Annotated in this window: 18 protein-coding genes; 6 read left to right on the top strand and 12 right to left on the bottom strand. The window is 37.6% G+C overall.

The features are described from left to right. Positions 1-8: 8 nt before the first annotated feature. Complete coding sequence (locus C0430_RS03595; RefSeq protein WP_290865566.1) at positions 9-593, top strand: DNA polymerase ligase N-terminal domain-containing protein; 585 nt, start codon at positions 9-11, stop codon at positions 591-593. Here the strand turns inward: C0430_RS03595 and C0430_RS03590 are convergent. From C0430_RS03590 to C0430_RS03550, 9 genes are all read right to left on the bottom strand, one after another. Continuing rightward, positions 587-1,369, bottom strand: coding sequence for an RMD1 family protein (locus C0430_RS03590; protein WP_290865564.1), 783 nt, complete (start codon positions 1,367-1,369; stop codon positions 587-589). The genes C0430_RS03595 and C0430_RS03590 overlap by 7 nt on opposite strands. Positions 1,370-1,431: 62 nt before the next feature. Next, a complete protein-coding gene (locus C0430_RS03585; protein WP_290865563.1) occupies positions 1,432-2,148 on the bottom strand; it encodes a sulfite exporter TauE/SafE family protein in 717 nt (238 codons plus the stop codon). 6 nt (positions 2,149-2,154) lie between these two features. After that, positions 2,155-3,234 carry a hydrogenase formation protein HypD gene (gene hypD, locus C0430_RS03580; protein WP_290865561.1) on the bottom strand — a complete coding sequence of 360 codons (1,080 nt, stop codon included), beginning with the start codon at positions 3,232-3,234 and terminating at the stop codon, positions 2,155-2,157. Positions 3,235-3,680: 446 nt separating this feature from the next. Further along, complete coding sequence (locus C0430_RS03575; RefSeq protein ID WP_290865559.1) at positions 3,681-4,307, bottom strand: FKBP-type peptidyl-prolyl cis-trans isomerase; 627 nt, start codon at positions 4,305-4,307, stop codon at positions 3,681-3,683. 10 nt (positions 4,308-4,317) lie between these two features. Further along, the gene (hypF, locus tag C0430_RS03570) at positions 4,318-6,600 is read right to left on the bottom strand and encodes a carbamoyltransferase HypF (protein ID WP_290865557.1); all 2,283 of its coding nucleotides are present in this window, start codon (positions 6,598-6,600) and stop codon (positions 4,318-4,320) included. Continuing rightward, positions 6,593-7,120, bottom strand: a complete 528-nt coding sequence (locus C0430_RS03565) for a hydrogenase maturation protease (RefSeq protein ID WP_290865555.1) — start codon at positions 7,118-7,120, stop codon at positions 6,593-6,595. The genes hypF and C0430_RS03565 overlap by 8 nt, the downstream gene beginning before the upstream one ends. Positions 7,121-7,182: 62 nt before the next feature. After that, complete coding sequence (gene cybH, locus C0430_RS03560; protein ID WP_290865553.1) at positions 7,183-7,908, bottom strand: Ni/Fe-hydrogenase, b-type cytochrome subunit; 726 nt, start codon at positions 7,906-7,908, stop codon at positions 7,183-7,185. A gap of 23 nt (positions 7,909-7,931) precedes the next feature. Next, a complete protein-coding gene (locus tag C0430_RS03555; RefSeq protein WP_290865551.1) occupies positions 7,932-9,668 on the bottom strand; it encodes a nickel-dependent hydrogenase large subunit in 1,737 nt (578 codons plus the stop codon). A 21-nt stretch (positions 9,669-9,689) separates the two neighbouring features. Then, positions 9,690-10,811: a hydrogenase small subunit gene (locus tag C0430_RS03550; RefSeq protein WP_290865549.1), complete on the bottom strand. Its 1,122-nt coding sequence runs from the start codon at positions 10,809-10,811 to the stop codon at positions 9,690-9,692. A gap of 164 nt (positions 10,812-10,975) precedes the next feature. On the opposite strand from C0430_RS03550, the gene hypA reads away from it, so the two are divergent. The 5 genes from hypA to C0430_RS03525 all read left to right on the top strand — a co-directional run bounded on the left by hypA (position 10,976) and on the right by C0430_RS03525 (position 15,648). Continuing rightward, positions 10,976-11,317: a hydrogenase maturation nickel metallochaperone HypA gene (gene hypA / locus C0430_RS03545; protein ID WP_290865547.1), complete on the top strand. Its 342-nt coding sequence runs from the start codon at positions 10,976-10,978 to the stop codon at positions 11,315-11,317. A 10-nt stretch (positions 11,318-11,327) separates the two neighbouring features. After that, positions 11,328-12,164: a hydrogenase nickel incorporation protein HypB gene (gene hypB, locus C0430_RS03540; protein WP_290865545.1), complete on the top strand. Its 837-nt coding sequence runs from the start codon at positions 11,328-11,330 to the stop codon at positions 12,162-12,164. Between the two features lie 4 nt (positions 12,165-12,168). Further along, complete coding sequence (locus C0430_RS03535; protein WP_290865543.1) at positions 12,169-12,405, top strand: HypC/HybG/HupF family hydrogenase formation chaperone; 237 nt, start codon at positions 12,169-12,171, stop codon at positions 12,403-12,405. A gap of 86 nt (positions 12,406-12,491) precedes the next feature. Beyond that, on the top strand, positions 12,492-13,511 hold the full coding sequence (gene hypE, locus C0430_RS03530) for a hydrogenase expression/formation protein HypE (RefSeq protein ID WP_290865541.1): 1,020 nt from the start codon (positions 12,492-12,494) through the stop codon (positions 13,509-13,511). A gap of 160 nt (positions 13,512-13,671) precedes the next feature. Beyond that, on the top strand, positions 13,672-15,648 hold the full coding sequence (locus tag C0430_RS03525; RefSeq protein ID WP_290865539.1) for a dehydrogenase E1 component subunit alpha/beta: 1,977 nt from the start codon (positions 13,672-13,674) through the stop codon (positions 15,646-15,648). Positions 15,649-15,779: 131 nt separating this feature from the next. Here the strand turns inward: C0430_RS03525 and C0430_RS03520 are convergent, their stop codons facing one another. From C0430_RS03520 to C0430_RS03510, 3 genes are all read right to left on the bottom strand, one after another. After that, entirely contained in the window at positions 15,780-16,133 is a 354-nt protein-coding gene (locus tag C0430_RS03520) for an RteC domain-containing protein (RefSeq protein WP_290865537.1), read from the bottom strand. Positions 16,134-16,283: 150 nt separating this feature from the next. Continuing rightward, on the bottom strand, positions 16,284-17,039 hold the full coding sequence (locus tag C0430_RS03515) for an SDR family oxidoreductase (protein ID WP_290865535.1): 756 nt from the start codon (positions 17,037-17,039) through the stop codon (positions 16,284-16,286). An 11-nt stretch (positions 17,040-17,050) separates the two neighbouring features. Further along, positions 17,051-18,235 carry an NAD(P)-dependent alcohol dehydrogenase gene (locus C0430_RS03510; protein WP_290865533.1) on the bottom strand — a complete coding sequence of 395 codons (1,185 nt, stop codon included), beginning with the start codon at positions 18,233-18,235 and terminating at the stop codon, positions 17,051-17,053. Positions 18,236-18,507 lie beyond the last annotated feature (272 nt).

Here is an 18,507-nt window from a genome sequence, read left to right as displayed (position 1 = left end):
CCAAGACAATGGATTTAAGTAAATACAACCTTAAACGCAATTTTAATTCCACCAATGAACCCAAAGGCGAGATTAAAAAATCAAAAAATGAATTAATTTTTGTAGTACAAAAACATGCCGCATCGCACTTGCATTATGATTTTCGGCTTGAAATGAATGGTGTTTTGAAAAGTTGGGCCATTCCAAAAGGGCCATCAATGAATCCAGGGGAAAAGCGGCTGGCGATTATGGTCGAAAATCATCCGTACTCATACAAGGATTTTGAAGGAACCATTCCTGAAGGAAATTACGGTGCTGGAAATGTCATTGTTTGGGATAACGGAACTTACACTTTAGCTGACGAACAAAAAACAGAGTCCGTTGAAACCAAGTTTAAATCCGGCTTACAAAACGGACATTTGAGTTTTATCCTGAACGGCAAAAAATTGAAAGGCGAATTTGCCTTGGTGAGATTAAAAATAAAACAGAAAAATGCCTGGCTTTTAATAAAAAAAGAAGATGAATTTGCCAGTGAAACCGATATTTTGAATGCAAATAAATCCGTGATTTCTAATTTGACATTGGAGGAAATTGGAAAATCATTTTCTCAATGAAAAAATAAGGCAATTACGATTTCAAGGGCAATTAAAATGATAACTATCCATTCCAATCGGGAACTTTCCCTAACGTTGAGAACATCCGTAAAAAGGGTGAGATTATTTTCGACAATTTGAAGCCGATAATCCAAATCCTTGAAACGGGGATTGATGTCAAAATTAGTCTTAAGGTTGCGATTCAACAAATTGAGTTCTTCATTGTCCCAAACCAAATTGGGATCGTCCAAAATGTATAAATTATCAACAATACTGTTTTTGACATTCAAAACTCGGCCAATGTATTTAAGCAAATCTTTTTTGGAAATACTCAGTTTACCACGGTTTTCCAGTTCCATGATATAATGTTTGGAAGACGAAATGAGTTCATCCGTCAAGACTTCATAATGTTCCAATGCGACCGATTGCCCTATATTGAGCATCACGATTCGCAATAGGGAAGAGTCAATTTGAGGAACGGAAACAAAATCATTTTTAACCAAAATCTTGTTCAATTTTTCGTCCACAACGATTCGGTATTCTTCGGATAAATCCAAATTGACCAATGTAATGGCGTAATTTCTCATGAATTGTATGAATTCACTTTTGGCGACAGCATCGTAATTGGCAAAAACCACCACGCCATAATCAAACACATACAAATAACGATTGTTTTCCGTCAAGGCATAAAATACTTCTGAAGTGGATCCCGAAAAGGTTTCGGCACGGAATTCAGCTCGGAATTTCTTGATATTGAAGGATTCTGCAATTTGGACGGCTTCGATTTGGATTTCCATTAGACAGTGTTTTAGACAAATTTAATAAAATTTCCAATTTAGAAAACAAGGAAAATTCACTATCAGGCATTAAAAATATTGTCATAAATGACGTGACTGCCATAAAAAACACAAAGAAGCGAAGAAACTGTAATGAGAACGATTTGTAGTTTATTAGATTTTAAAACTGATTTACTGAAGGGAATGCTGAACAAACCCGAGGCAATAAACATCCCCAATATGGAACCAATTCCAAAAATCAAGATGTATACTAATCCTTCCGTTGCCGATTTTATTTGTGTCAGCACCAAGGCCACAAGAGCACCACTTCCCGCCAAACCGTGTACCAAGCCTACGCCAAAAGCGGCACTAAAAGTATTCAAATTATTGGGATGACTGTGATTAGAAACCGTTATGTAATGCGAATGCGAATAAGTGTGGGAATGCAAATGACTCACGGAATTTGAATTGGAAAGTGTGTGACTGTGGGAATAAGTGTGGGTATGCGTGTTCTTTTTAAACAATTTTGACAAGCGATATATTCCCAAAAAAACCAACATCAATCCAACAGTGGCTTCCAGATAATTAAAAATATGCTCGCTGACGGCCACTTTGAAACCAATCATGAAAATCCCTACCACAAAAATGGTGAGTGTATGTCCAATTCCCCAATAAATTCCATCTTTAATGGCTTCATTCATTTTGTTTCTGTTGGTCACCAAATTATTGACCGCCAATAAATGATCGGCTTCAAAAGCGTGTTCCAAGCCAGCGTAGGCCGTGATGAAAAATCCAAGCATAATTTTCTAAATTGAGTAATGGTAATAAGCGGCACAAGCTCCTTCAGAGGAAACCATAGGAGCTCCAAGAGGATTTGAAGGCTTGCAATTTTTACCAAATTCAGGACATTCGTGTGGTTTTTTGGTGCCTTTCAAGATTTCTCCCGCAATACAGTTTATATCTTTTTTACTATGGATTACTTCAATGGAAAATTTTTTGTTGGCATCGTATTTTTTGTATTTTTCGGTCATGACAAAACCACTTTCCGGGATTTTCCCAATGCCGCGCCATTCTTGTTCACCTATTTCGAACACGTCATAAATCACTTCTTTGGCACGAACATTTCCTTCTGGCTTGACCAATCTTTTGTATTGATTGTCCACAAAATATTCCCCATTTTCTAATTGAAGTACGGCGTGATAAATGCCTTGAACCAAATCGGCAGGCTCAAATCCTGTTACCACAAGCGGAATTTTATATTTCGCAGCAATGGGATGGTATTCGTCCAATCCCATTATCGTGCAAACGTGACCCGCCGCCAAAAAGGCGTCGATGGTACAAAACTCATCCGACAAAATAGCTTCCATTGCGGGCGGAACCAAGACGTGAGACACTAAAATAGAGTAATTATTTAGACCTAATTTTGCGGCGTGAATAACGGAAAGCGCATTGCTTGGAGCGGTAGTTTCAAAACCAACGGCAAAGAAAACCACTTCTTTGTCTGGATTTTCAGCAGCGATATTTACGGCTTCGAGAGGGGAATACAAAATTCTCAAATCACCGCCATCGGCTTTGGCTTGCAATAAACTTTTTGTTGAACCCGGAACTCGAATCATGTCGCCAAATGAGCAAACAATAACGCCTTGTTTCAAGAGTTCGATGGCTTTGTCAATCAATGAAATAGGGGTGACGCAAACCGGGCAACCTGGGCCATGAATCATTCGAACTTCTTTTGGAAGCAAATCCAACAAGCCGTTTTTGACCAAGGAATGGGTTTGACCACCACAAATTTCCATGATGTTCCAAGGTTTCGTGACAATCTTGTTTATCTCCGACAAATAGTGTTTTACGAGTTCTGGATTTCGGTATTCGGTTAGGTATTTCATTGGAATTATTTTAATTCTCTATTGTTTATTTTTCTGAATTTATAAATATCAATAAAAATTAATGTTGAAATGAGTAGGTTTAAAATTGGAAAAAATATAGTATCATAATCCAAACTCAACATTTGTAAGATGCTGGTTACTATCCAAATTATAAAAAGATTAATGTTAAAGATACCAGTAAAAACATAGAAAAAATTATTTATCAATTTATTCTTTTTGTCTTTTTTAAAATAAAGAAATCTAGAAATGAATAAAATAATTCCCATTCCAATAGCAAAATATACGCTAAAAATAAAAAAAGACAAGAGTCCAAATCCTCTAAGCATTTCAGCGTTAGTGTAATAACCAAAAAAGACATACGAAGTCCAGATGTTTATCAACAGCAAGGAAATTGAGGCGTATTTATAATCATTTTTAGTCATCATTTGAAAAAGTCAAGATTTATATTACACTATTTCCAACAATTCAATAATAAAAATTAGTGTGGAATTGGGTTGAATCATGGGTTGTGCGCCATATTCTCCATAAGCCAAATGATGCGGAATGTATAATTTCCAGCGAGAACCCACCGGCATCAGCAATAACGCTTCTTGCCAAGCCAAAATGGTTTGCGCCACGTTCATGTCGATGGCACCGCTTTCCTTTGTGGAATCAAAAACGTCACCGCTCAATAAAGTACCTTCATAAATGACTCTCACGACATCATTAATAGTGGGGATTTCTCCATTTCCTTGCACCAGAATTTCGAATTGCAAACCGCTTTCGAGCGTGATTACACCTTCCTTTTGGGCATTTTTATTTAAAAATTCTTTACCCAATTCGGCATTTCTCTCTTTTAAATCTTCTTGAAGCAAAGCAACGTAGTTTTGAAAAATGGCGATGGCCTGTTTTTGCGTGATTTTGGGATAGGAATCATTGAAAACGGACTTCATTCCTTCCAGATAATCATCGTATTTTATTTCGTCAAAACCAATGTCTTTGAGGCTTTGCGCCATAATTACTCCTGCTGAATAAGAAATTTTATCCGATTCATCTGTTTTTCCAATGGTTCCCAATAGTTCGTTTATATTCATTTTTTTGAAATTAATTTTTAATATTTAAGTAATAATTCAATTGCCCGAAAGAAATATTTTCGTCGTTTGGCGAAAGGATTTCGTGAAAATGAACGGCGAAATTTTTAGATAAAAATTCAATAATTAAATCTACAAGCAAAGCATTTTGAAATACACCACCGCTGAATGCTAATGTATGAATTTTATTGTTGACAGCGATTTTTTCGATACACTTAATTAGCGTGTAATGAAAATTCAAGGCAATTTCACCGGCTTGAATTCCGCTTTGTTGACAGGAAATGATGTTGTCAAAAAGCAACTTTATTGGAATGATGTTGTTGCTTAAATTTTCGTCTTCAAGATAATCAACAAAAGTTTTTTGGTTTGTGGAATATTGTTTTTGGGCAATTTTTTCCAAATACATTGCTGCTTCCCCTTCAAAGGAAATAGTTTGTTGAAATCCTAACACGAAACCACCGGCATCAAATAACCTGCCCATTGAAGAGGTTTCCATTTTTGGGCTTTGGATTGCTTTTGAATACACACTCCATTCATTGTCATCAAAATATTCTTTGAAAGTTGGATTGGAATTACTGATTGACAAAGCCGAAATCTTTGGATTTTTGGACATTTTGTCACCAAGAATCCAAGGATAATATTCCAAATGACCAATTCTATTGATGGCATTTTCGTGATAGTCGAAAAATTCTCCTCCCCAAATTTTGTCATCTTCTCCATAACCAATGCCATCCCAGATAATTCCCAAAATTTTGCCATCGGATTTCCATAAATTTTTCTCTCCCAGAATTGCCGCAAAATGCGCTTTGTGATGCTGGATTTTTTGAAAATGCACCTTTTTTTCATCGTGAACAAAAATTTCGGCAAATCTGGAACTTACATATTTCGGATGCGCATCGAATAAAAGGACTTGCGGTTCAAAATTGAATATTCGAGTGTAATTTTCGATTGTTTTTTCGAATCGCAAATAAGTGTCATAATTTGCCAAATCGCCGATGTATTCGCTAACATAGCAATTACTGTTGGGCAAAATGCTAATCGTGTTTTTTAAATCGCTGCCAAAACAGAGTATTTTTTTATTGCTGTTTATTTTTCCTATTTCCAACAAATTGGGAGCAAAACCACGAGAGCGTCGCAGGATTATTTTTTTTAAAAATTTTTCAGAGAATTTCATCACGGAATCATCTTGGGGATGCAGAACATTCAAGGAATTATGAAGAAAATAATCGGCAACTTCTTTCAAGTTTTTAGTGACATCTTTTTCGGAACAACAGATAGGCGAGCCGTGAAAATTAGCGCTTGTGGCAATGATTGGTTTATTAAAATTTTTAGTTACCAATTTTAAAGTTCCGGAGTTTGGAATCATCGTACCAATGGTTTCCATATTTGGCGCAATTTGGTTCACGGCTAAATTTAATGGATTTTTTATGGACAAAATCACGATTGGAGCTTCAGTTGAACTTAATATGGTCCTTTCTAAATTGTTTAAATATAAATAGTTGCCAATTGTTTTAACGTCGTTAAATAAAACGGCAAATGGTTTTGTGGGTCTTCGTTTTCGAACTCTTAATTCTTTTACGGTTTCTTCATTGGTGGCATCACAAATTAATAAATAGCCTGCCGTGTTTTTCAGGGCAATTATTTTTCCCAAAGAAAGTTTTTTAGCAATGATTTTGAAAATTTCAGTATTAGATTCTGATATAATTTCACCTGAATTGTTGGTGAATTTCAACCTAATTCCGCAATTTGGACACGAATTGGTTTGAGAATGAAATCGAATGTCGTGGCTAGTTTTGTATTCTTTCGAGCAACTTTCGCACATTACGAATTCATCAATACTGGTGTTTTCTCTTTCGAACGGAAATTTTTTGGTGATGGCATATCTCGGGCCACAAGCTGTGCAAGTAGTAAACGGATAATAGTATCTCGGGTTTTCTGCATCCAATATTTCTGCCGCACAATGTTCGCAAATGGCGAAATCAGGCGTTAAAGGAATATCGATGAATAGGTGGGGAGCGGTGGGTTTTATATAAAAATCATAAAAAAATTCCGTCGTCGAAATTTCTTTTTTGTGTGAGGAAGTAATCTTGGAACTTTGCGGTTTTTGGATGACTATTTGCTTGTAAAAAGCATCCAATGTGTTTTGGTTGGCCACGGCAATTATAAAAACGCCTTTTGCATCATTGGTCACGAAACCTTTTATATCATAATTCTTGGCCAAATTATATATAAACGGCCTGAAGCCCACACCTTGAACCCTTCCGGAAATCGTTATTTCATAGACTTTATTACTCAACTAAAATAGTATTTTTTATATTCAATTCTTCAATTAACTGCAGTACTTTGTCTTTCACGACGGCTAGAGAAGCCTGGACTTTTGGAGACAATTCAGTAACCATCGGATCCATGTTGTCAATGGAAACGGTGTAAAGGTAAATGTCAGGCATTCTTTCGAACATAGTCAAAATTTCGACCATATCTTTTAATCCAAAGTTGTGTCCGCTTAACGATAAAGGAAAATCATTGGAAAATTTTGGTGTCAAAAGCGAAACCGTTCCAGCCTCTTTTCCGTCCATTGTGGCATCGACAATTATGGCCACGGGATGGCTTTCGAGATAGGGAATAAGCAGGAATCCACCTGTTCCACCATCCATAAAAGTGATGTTTTTAGGAAATTCGGATTCGTCAAGCGTATTGACAAAATGAACGCCAACACCTTCGTCTCCCATCAAATAATTACCAATTCCCAGGATCAAAATAGCGTTTCCGTTGTTATGAAAATCATCGGGTGTATGTGGAAATAATTCTTCTTTCATCTTTGTCAAATTAAATTTTTGGGTACTAAAAAAATTCCCTGAAAGTATCAGGGAATTTTTAATTATTTTTCCTTTTCTGATTCATTTTTGGGTGCTGCCTTGGCTCTTTCGGCCCTAACAAATTTGTAACCGCTCACCATTGCCGATGATTCGCCTCGGCCTTCCAACCAATCGTGGAATAACACAAGATAAACATGTACCAAAGAAAACAATATAAATGCCCACATTGTTAAGTGATGCAACACTCTGGTATTCATGTCTCCACCAAGGAATTCGGGTACCCAAGCAAACATTTTTGGCAAGAACCAAGTTGCATTGTCCGCATACAATCCAAATCCGGTAAAAATCATGACCAAAGCCAGAATAAACATGACCAAATAGGATATTGCAGCGATATCATTATGTCCTACAAAAACACTTTTTTTATAGTCGTAATGTTTTTCATTTTGAAGAAAAATATCATGTTTAAGAGTATGCCATATACTTGACACTCCTTCTTTGTCAAAGGGTACAAAAACTCTCCAACTGGAATATTTATTTCCCTTAAAAGACCAATAAACCCTCATAATCAAAACAGCCACCATCACGTAAGCACTCATAAAATGAATCTTGCGAATGTATCCAAACCAAAACTGGGCTGAAGCTTCACCAGCAGACATAATTGCTGGCGGATGAGAGATTAAAAGTCCTGTGGCGATTAAGACTAATAATGCCAATGCATTGGCCCAATGAAATATCCTAACCGGCAATTGCCATATATAGGCTCTTTTATAATCTTGAGTTGGCATAAGTAATTAATTTAAAAGTTGGATTACACATTGCAAACAGATATGTCATTCACTTGGTTAATGATGTTGCCATTCTCATCATACAAATGCACTGCACAAGCAATGCAAGGGTCGAAGGAGTGAATCGTTCTAATGATTTCCAGAGGCAATTCAGCATTGGCAACCGGAGTGTTTATCAAGGCACTTTCATAAGGTGATCTTTGACCTTTTGGATCTCTGGGCGAAGCATTCCATGTTGATGGAACCACTTGTTGGTAGTTGTCCGTTTTGCCGTCTTTTATCACGATCCAGTGACTTAATCCGCCTCTAGGCGCTTCTACCAATCCAACACCTTTGGCTTCTGAAGGCCATGTTGATTCTTCCCATTTTTCCATATTGGACATTCTTTCATCGCCATTTTTGATGTTTTTGATCAATTCATCAAAAAATTCCAAGTTCCAGCCTGCCACTAATTGGGTTTCCAATGCTCTTGCTGCAGTTCTTCCCAAGGTAGAGAAAAGGGCAGCGGCAGGAACCTGCAATTTAGAAAGTGTGGCATCCACAATTTCTTTGTATTCAGGTCTTCCAGAAGCATAACCAATTAAAGTTCTTGCCAAAGGTCCCACTTCCATGGCTTGACCTTTCCACCTAGGCGTTTTGATGTAGCTGTATTTATTGTCCACATCAAGATGGGTGTAAGGAGGTTTTGGTCCCGTGTAATTGATTTTGGTTTCACCAACCCAAGGATGTTTACCGGCATCTCCATCACCGGAATAGTCGTACCAAGAGTTGTTTACATATTCTTCCACGGTTTTTAAATCTCTTAAATCAAGATTGTGAACTTTGGTCAAATCCTTGTTTAAAATTACGCCAGAAGGGAATTTGAATGTATCCCTATTGGTATTATTATGTCCTTGCATTGGGAAATCGCCAAAACTCATGAAGTTATGGAATCCGCCAATGGCTCCCCAATCTTTATAGAAGCCTGCAATTGCCAACACGTCAGGAATATAAACTTGTTCCACGAATTCTTTTCCTTGAATCAACAATTTTTGAACCATTGCCAATCTTTCGGCATTTAGTCCACTGGCATCATCCAGATTGATGGAACAAGCCATTCCACCCACCAAGAAGTTAGGGTGTGGATTTTTTCCTCCAAAAATGGCGTGTACTTTTACTATTTCTTTTTGCCATTCCAGGGCTTCCAAATAATGTGCGGTAGCCATCAAATTAGCTTCTGGCGGCAATTTCATCGCTGGATGTCCCCAATAACCGTTGGCAAATATGCCCAATTGTCCACTGGCAACGAATTTTTTGAGTCTTTTTTGCAAATCAGAAAAATAACCCGGAGAGCTTTTTGGCCAATTCGAAATGCTTTGCGCCAATTGCGAAGTTTTTACAGGATCCGCACTTAATCCACTCACCACATCTACCCAATCAAAGGCATGCAAATGGTAAAAGTGAACCACGTGGTCGTGAATATATAAGGAACCCAACATTATGTTTCGCACTATTTCTGCATTTGGCGGTACTTTTATGTCTAAAGCATCTTCCACGGCTCTCACTGATGCCGTGGCGTGAACGGCTGTACAAACGCCACAGGTTCTTTGAACAAAAGCCCAAACATCTTTAGGGTTTCTTCCTTTAACAATATTTTCCAGACCTCTTACCATTGTCGAAGACAAAAAAGCTTCTTGTATCGTTCCATCCGAAATTTCTACTTCTGCTCTTAAATGTCCTTCAATTCTTGTAATTGGGTCAACTACGATTCTTTCTGCCATCTTAAATTATTTTTTGGTTTATCAATCTTTAATTTTTGCTTCCACTTTTTCACCTTCAGCGATTCTTCGTGCTAATTCTTTTCTTTTGGAAACATTGGAAAGTGCTGCGTGTGCAGCGATTCCAACGCCTACAGCTCCAAGAGCCACTTTTCCTAAAGTATCTGCATCGCTTTCTATTCCGCCGCCAATTGCCAGGTCTCTCGAATAGAAACTGCCTGCATCCCAGAACCCTTTGGCACTGCATCCCAAGCAACCATGTCCTGATTGAATTGGGTAGCTAACGCCACCGTTCCATTTAATGTTTCCACAGGCATTGTAAGTAGTTGGGCCTTTGCAACCCACTTTGTAGAGACAATACCCTTTTTTGGCATTTTCGTCATCAAAGTTTTCGACAAATAATCCGGCATCAAAATATGGTCTTCTGTAACAGCTGTCGTGTACTCTTTTAGAGTAAAATGCTTTAGGTCTTCCTGCACCATCCAGTTCTGGAAGTCTTTCGAAAGCCACGACATGCACAATAATTCCCGCCATGACTTCGCCAATGGGAGGACAACCGGGAACATTAATTATAGGTTTATCGGTAATTATCTGGTCGATTGACACAGCACCCGTTGGATTGGGTTTGGCAGCTTGGACACAACCGGAAGTTGCACAACTTCCCCAAGCAATTATGGCTTTGGCTCCAGCCGCAGCTTCTTTTACTATATCGATTGCGCTTCTACCGCCAATGCAACAATAATTTCCATCATCACCCATAGGAATGGAACCTTCCACACAAAGGATGTATTCTCCTTTGTATTTGTCCATTGTGGCTTTCTTGGCAGCTTCAGCTTGATGTCCGGAAGCGGCCATTAAAGTTAGTGTATAATCAAGAGAAATTTTGTCCAAAATAATATCGGCAACAATGGGGTGATCCGAACGAATGAATGATTCACTACAACATGTACATTCCTGAAAATGTTCCCATATAACCGGTAATCTTGGTTTTGTTTTTAAAGATGCTGCAATTTGCCCCAAAGCGGAGGATTCCACTCCCATATAAGCTCCAATAAATGCCACAAACTTTAGAAAATCTCTTCGGTCATATCCTTGTCTTATGACGCTGTCGTAATAGGTTTCATTCGTTTTGATTTTTTGTCCCATAGCTAGGTGATTTGAAAAAATTAATACTTTTGTAAAAAATAAAAAACGTTTTAAATTTATTGTCATAATCTCAGTAATTATATGATATTTATCATATAATATTAACTTTTTTATATTTTTATTTGTTAATTACATAATAACGATTGCACTTAATTAACACAATTATGCACGAACTTTCCATTGCAACTTCAATTGTCAAAACCGCCGAAAAGGAGGTGCAGGATAATGGTGGCGAAAAAGTGTTGGAAATTCATTTGGAAATTGGTCAACTTTCGGGAGTGGAAATTCAATCGTTACAGTTTGTTTGGGAATTATCTGCCAAAGGAACGGTGTTGCAAGATTCGAAAATCATTATATTTGAACCTGAAGGAAGGGCAAAATGTGCCGAGTGCGAAACGGAATTTGCATTGGAAAAAATTTATGATTCCTGTCCAAAATGCAACAGCCCTTTCAAAAACATCATCTCGGGCAAAGAGTTAAAAATAAAGAAATTAATAATAAACTAACCTAATTATTATGTGTGTAACTTGTGGATGCAGTTCCGATGAAAATGAAGTTAAAATCATAAAAGTGGATGGCAAAACCGTTCAACATTCTCATTCGCACGATCACGGAAATGGACCTCATGTGCATAGCCATAGCCATGACCACGATCACGAACATCATCATCACGACCACGATCATGATCACAGCCATAGCCACATCAAGGAAATTGATTTAGAAAAAGACATCTTGCACAAAAACGATTTGTTGGCCGAGAGAAACAAAGGTTATTTTGAGGCCAAGAACATTTATGCCATCAATTTAGTCAGTTCTCCAGGTTCTGGAAAAACGTCATTATTAGAGAGAACAATAGCTGATTTAAAAAGTGAAATTCCATTCGCCGTGATTGAAGGCGACCAGCAAACCACAAACGATGCCGACAGAATTGCAGCTCTTGAAGTTCCCGTAATCCAAATCAACACGGGCAAAGGATGTCACCTGGATAGCGAAATGATTTCGAAAGCCGTAAAACAACTTTCACCAGTGGACGGAACCTTGTTGATGATTGAAAATGTGGGTAATTTAGTGTGTCCGTCAATGTTTGATTTGGGCGAAAATGTAAGGGTTGTCATAATTTCAATCACCGAAGGAGAAGATAAACCGATCAAATATCCCGACATGTTTTATGGCTCACAAATATGTATCATCAATAAAATTGATTTATTGCCTTATCTTAAATTCGATATCGAAAAGTTGAAGGATTATGCCAAGAAAGTGAATCCAAATCTCCTGTTTTTTGAAGTTTCAGCTTACACGGGCGAAGGAATGGAGTCTTGGTACAACTTTTTAAAGAAATCGTTAAAAAAATAAAATTATGTGTTTAGCCATTCCCGGAAAATTAGAAAAAATCATAGCCGAACTGGATGAAACCTTCCGAATTGGCAGTGTTTCATTCGAAGGAGTTGTCAAGGAAGTCAATCTAGCCTTGGTTCCCGAAGCCCAAATAGGCGATTATTTATTGGTGCACGTTGGTGCCGCCATTGGAATAATAAATGAGGAAGAAGCCAAATCCACGATGAAAGTTTTGAAGCAAATGGGTGAAGGGATTTGATTGCAGATTTTAGATTTGTTGGAATTTGAAATTAAAAGTTCTGAAACTAATTGGTCGTTCTATTCATTGAAAAAAAACTATAATTAATGCCGAATCAACAAGATAATTACGAAAAAATAAACATGCACCACGGAAGCGGAGGTGAACACACCACCAAGCTTTTGAATGAAGTGATTTTTAAACACTTGAGCAATCCCATTCTCAACGTGAAACACGATGGTGCTTTTCTTGACATACAAGGGAAATTAGCTTTTTCTACCGATAGTTATGTCATTCATCCCATTTTCTTCAAAGGTGGAAATATTGGCGAATTGGCCATAAACGGAACTGTGAATGATTTGTCTATGTGTGGTGCCATGCCAAAATACCTTTCGTTAGCCTTTATTATTGAAGAAGGTTTCGGATTGGACAAATTCACACAAATTATAAAATCCATCAGGGAAACGGCCGATAAAGCAGGTGTTTATATCGTGACAGGCGATACCAAAGTGGTCGAAAAAGGGAAAGGCGACAAGATTTATATCAACACTTCAGGCGTTGGAGTTTTGCACGAAAAGGCGAACATCAAGATTAGCAACATTCAAGCCGGAGATTCCATAATTGTCAATATGCCCATAGCTTCTCACGGAATGGCGATTATGTCCGAAAGGGAGGGACTGCAATTTGAAAGTGAAATTCTCAGTGACACCAACAATCTTAACTTTATTGTAGAGAAATTAATGGATCAATGTGGTGACGACATCCATTTTTTGAGAGATGCCACTCGCGGCGGATTAGCTTCTGTTTTGCACGAAATCACCACCGAAAGTAATCTTGGAATGCTGCTTGAAGACGAGAAAATTCTTGTGGATACTCAAGTACAAAGTGCTTGCGAAATTCTGGGATTAGATCCTTTATATGTTGCTAACGAAGGCGTTTTTGCTTGTATTGTTTCCAAATCTGTCGAAAATGACATATTGGAAATCTTAAAATCATTGGGGCAAAATCCATCCATAATTGGCCAAATAACAAACGACACGAATGCCAAGATTATCTTGCAAAGTGCTTTCGGAGGAAAAAGAGTGGTAAGTCCTTTGATTGGGGAACAATTGCCTAGAATTTGCTAAAGACAGAATTCTTATTGTTTTTAATTTCGATAAATGAGATTGTTTTCGAACATTCTCATTTTTTATTTCAATGCAACTCAATCACAATAAAAATATAACAATACAAGGCAAAACTGTTATTTTTTTATACTTTTGAACAGCAATAAAAAAAGAGAATCAAATGAATTTCGACAGAAAAAGTCTTTCCAACGACCAATTATTGGATTTATATAAAAAATTACTTAAACCACGGTTAATCGAAGAAAAAATGTTGATTCTTATCCGACAAGGAAAAGTCTCCAAATGGTTTTCCGGAATTGGGCAGGAAGCCATTTCCGTGGGAGTTACGGCAGTTTTGGATGCTGATGAATACATCTTGCCAATGCACCGAAACTTGGGTGTTTTCACTGGAAGAGACATCCCTTTGTACCGACTTTTTTCGCAATGGCAAGGCAAAGCCAATGGATTTACCAAAGGTCGCGATCGCAGTTTTCACTTTGGAACGCAGCAATACAAGATTATCGGGATGATTTCGCACCTGGGACCACAATTGGGCGTTGCCGATGGAATTGCTTTGGCCAACAAACTACAAAAAAACGGCAAAATTACTGCTGTTTTTACTGGAGAAGGAGCCACTTCTGAAGGTGATTTTCACGAAGCATTAAACATTGCAGCTGTTTGGGAATTACCCGTTATGTTCATTATCGAAAACAATGGATACGGACTTTCGACACCCACGGACGAGCAATTTCGTTGCGAAAACCTTGCCGACAAAGGCATTGGTTATGGAATGGAAAACCATATTATCGACGGTAACAACATTCTTGAAGTCTACAACAAATTATCGGAATTGAAAGCTTCGATGGCAGTAAATCCACGTCCCGTTTTATTGGAATTCAAAACCTTCAGGATGCGGGGACACGAAGAGGCGAGTGGCACCAAATATGTTCCTCAGGAGTTGATGGATTTATGGGCTGCAAAAGATCCGGTGGAAAATTACAGGCAATTTTTATTAGAAAACGGAATTCTTTCTGACGATTTTGATGCGACTATACGAAGTGAAATAAAGAAGGAAATTGATGAAAATCTGGCTGTTGCCAATGCCGAACCAGAAATTGAAGCTACTTATGAAGAAGAATTAAATGACGTTTACAAACCATTTCAATATCAAGAAGTTAAACCTAATGATGAAGTTAAAAACATTCGATTTATAGATGCCATTTCCAGCAGTTTGAGACTATCAATGGAACGTTATGACAATTTGGTCATTATGGGTCAGGACGTTGCCGAATATGGAGGTGCCTTCAAGATTACCGACGGATTTGTTGAGCAGTTTGGTAAAGAACGCGTTCGCAATACACCAATCTGTGAAAGTGCCGTTGTTTCGGCAGGAATGGGATTGTCCATCAACGGTTACAAAGCCATAGTTGAGATGCAGTTTGCCGATTTTGTTTCCACTGGATTCAATCCAATTGTCAATTTATTGGCCAAAACACATTACCGTTGGCAGGAAAAAGCCGATGTCGTGGTTCGGATGCCTTGTGGTGGAGGCACGCAAGCAGGGCCTTTTCATTCGCAAACCAATGAAGCCTGGTTTACCAAAACACCGGGATTGAAAGTGGTTTATCCAGCGTTTCCGTATGATGCCAAAGGTTTGTTGAATGAATCCATCAACGAACCCAATCCTGTTTTGTTTTTTGAACACAAACAATTGTACAGAAGTATCTACCAAGATGTGCCAACGGATTATTACACGATTCCGTTAGGGAAAGCGGCTTTGCTGAAAGAAGGAAACCAGGTTACCATTATCGCTTTTGGTGCCGCAGTCCATTGGGCATTGGAAACTTTGGCTAAAAACCCAGAAATAGCAGCCGATGTATTGGATTTAAGAACCTTGCAACCTTTGGACACCCAAGCTATTTATGCTTCGGTGAAGAAAACGGGGAGAGCGATTATTTATCAGGAGGACACTTTATTTGGCGGTATTGCCAGCGATATTTCGGCCTTGATTATGGAAAATTGTTTCCAGTATCTCGACGCTCCCGTAAAACGTGTGGCGAGTTTAGATAGCCCGATTCCTTTTACCAAAGCCTTGGAAGACCAGTATTTGCCAAAAGGAAGATTTGAAAAGGAATTGTTGGAGTTGTTGGAGTATTAGAGGTTTTTCTTTAAATTATTATATCATAAATGAGCTATAACGACTGTTATAGCTTTTTTTTGTTTGAAAAACACCTCATATTTCATAAACCTTTAGGGTACCACAACCTAACCTTTGATACGGGGTATGTATTACGATGCCCTACAGTAACCCTGCTTATGACCCGTCCTTGACCCGTCCTCATTGTTTAAATATTTCTTTAAAATACGTTCTCCACCATGAGGTTTTTTGCTTTCTATTTTATAAATAGCATTGTAATAAATTAGTTTTGATGTAAATTTTGGTTTTATATTTTTGAAAAAATCTATTTCTATTTCTTGTGATTTGTATTTTTCTTTTTCAAAAATATTCTTCAATTTTTCAATCGAATTTACAATAATATTTATCGCACTTTCACTTCTTTGAATGGAATCATCTATTTCTAAATCGGTAAAGTTTAATTGTTCGTTTAATTTAGAAAGTAGTTGCGTGGCTTTGTTATTCAAGTTTAAAATTTGATTTTGGTTGTATTTTTTTTATAACGATTGGCATTATACTAAAACACCAGTCAATTTATGGCTGGTGTTTTTCAACGTTATGTTTTTGACAGCTATTTAATTCTTCAAAACTTTTTTATAGTTTTTTTATAATTAAAATTATTGTGCAGTATAACCTCCGTCTACTGAAATGGCCTGCCCGATTACATACGTAGACGCTTTGCTGCACAGCCAAAGTACCACATCGGCAATTTCCTCAGCCTTACCTAAACGTTTGATAGGGAGCTGCTGTATTAATACATCCATTGCTTCTGCTTCATTAACAAGCATACTTTCTACCATAGGGGTTAAAATAATGCCAGGACATACTGCATTAATTCGTATACCCTGCGAAGCATACTCCAGAGCTGCACTTTTCGTCATACCTAAAATGCCATGCTTAGAAGCGTGATAAGCAGCACGCCCAGGCACACCTACCAATCCGCCAAGAGAAGAATTGTTCACTATGACTCCATTACCCTGTTTACGCATCTGCTGCAGTTCATACTTCATAAAATTCCAGATTCCCTTTAGATTTACATCCATTGTGCGATCATAAATCTCATTGCTTACATCGGCAAGTTCTTGCGGTGGTGCTTGTATGCCTGCATTATTAAATGCAAAATCAAGTCTTCCAAATTGCCCTGCAATTTTTTCTACGGTAGCTTTAACCTGTTTTTCATCGGCTACATCGCACACAAATGCCACTGCTTTGTATCCTGCCTTTGTAAGTTCTTCAGCTTGTGCATTGGCATCCATTATATCTACCAAAGCTACATGAGCACCAACCTCTGCAAATGCTTTTGCTGCTGCAAGTCCCATACCCATTGAGGCACCTGTTACTACTGCTACCTTATCTTTAAATTCTTCTTTCATTTTTCTATTTTTTAAAAAGTTGCAGCATCTATCACATACCTATAACGAGCTTCTTTATTGACTACTTTATCCCAAGCATTGTTTATTTCATTAGCTTTAATAATCTCAATTTGGGGATAAATTTTATTTTTAGCACAATAATCTACTACTTCTTGGGTTTCTGGAATTCCTCCAATTAAAGAAGCGTTGAAGTTTACACGGTTAAAAATCATTTGGAAATTATTGAGTGATAAATGACCATTTATCGGCATACCGACTTGTGTGAAACTACCATAAGGTTTAACGCAATTGGCATAGGAAGCTAAATCATAATCGTAAGGAACAGTTGAAAGCATATAATCTAACTTTCCTTTGTATGGATTCAATTTTTCAATAGAATCTACTACAATCACTTCTTTGGCACCAAAGGAAAGAATATCTTCTTTTTTTGCAGCGGTAGTAGTAAAAGCATATACTTCAGCTCCTTTTGAAACTGCCAATTTAATGGCAATATGACCAAGTCCGCCAATTCCAATTATTCCTATTTTATCTCCTTTTTTGAAGTTTTCTCTCATCAAAGGCGAGTAAGTTGTAATTCCTGCACATAATAATGGTGCTGCATATTTTAAATCTATGTTGTTAGGAATTTTGATTGCAAAATGTTCTTTTACCACTATGTTATTAGAATATCCCCCTTGAGTAATACCTGAAGGAGAAGTTGGGTCTGTTGCGCCATAAGTACCCACCATTCCGGTAGTTTCGCAATGATGTTCTTCACCGTTTTTGCAACTGTTGCATTCCATACAACTGTCAACCATACAGCCAACGCCTGCTTGATCTCCAATCTTAAATTTGGTCACATTTTTTCCAACTGCAGTTACTATTCCTGCAATTTCATGACCTGGAACTTGAGGATATTTTTGTGGTCCCCAATGACCTTTTATGGTATGAATATCTGAATGACAAATTCCAGAAAATTTAATATCTATTAAAATGTCGTTATCACCAACAGCTCTGCGCTCAAAGTTCCATAGTTCCAATTTGCCGTGTATATCTTTTCCAGCAAAGCCTTTTGATTTTATTGTATTGTTCATTTTTTTTGAATTATTGTTTTGTGAAAAAAGTTGCAAAGAAGTAGCAAGCATAATACCCGCACCAGCCAATGCACTTGTTTGAATAAATTCTCTTCTTGATTGTTGTTTTTTATTTTCCTCCATAATTTACCATTTTTAGGGTTGAACAATGTATTAAAGTCCCGTCATTTTCTCGGCGGCTTCAGGATAACGAGCTCCCTCGATTTTAATTTTTTAATTTTTGCAAATCTTCACGTGATAATTCCACATTTACGGCATTCATTCCGTTGTCCAACTGAATTTTTAAAATTCATCAAATCCCCTGTTGCCGTGAGTGCCGAAATTTTCACAAGGCTTTGCTGTTGGCTATTTAGGGCATTTTCCGTTTTATTTTGCGCATTCATTTTATTTGTATT

It is taken from the genome of Flavobacterium sp. (assembly GCF_013823965.1).
In the GTDB taxonomy this organism is placed as follows: domain Bacteria; phylum Bacteroidota; class Bacteroidia; order Flavobacteriales; family Flavobacteriaceae; genus Flavobacterium.
The sequence above is the reverse complement of the archived record's forward strand: the minus strand, read 5'-3'. Positions and strand labels throughout refer to the sequence as shown.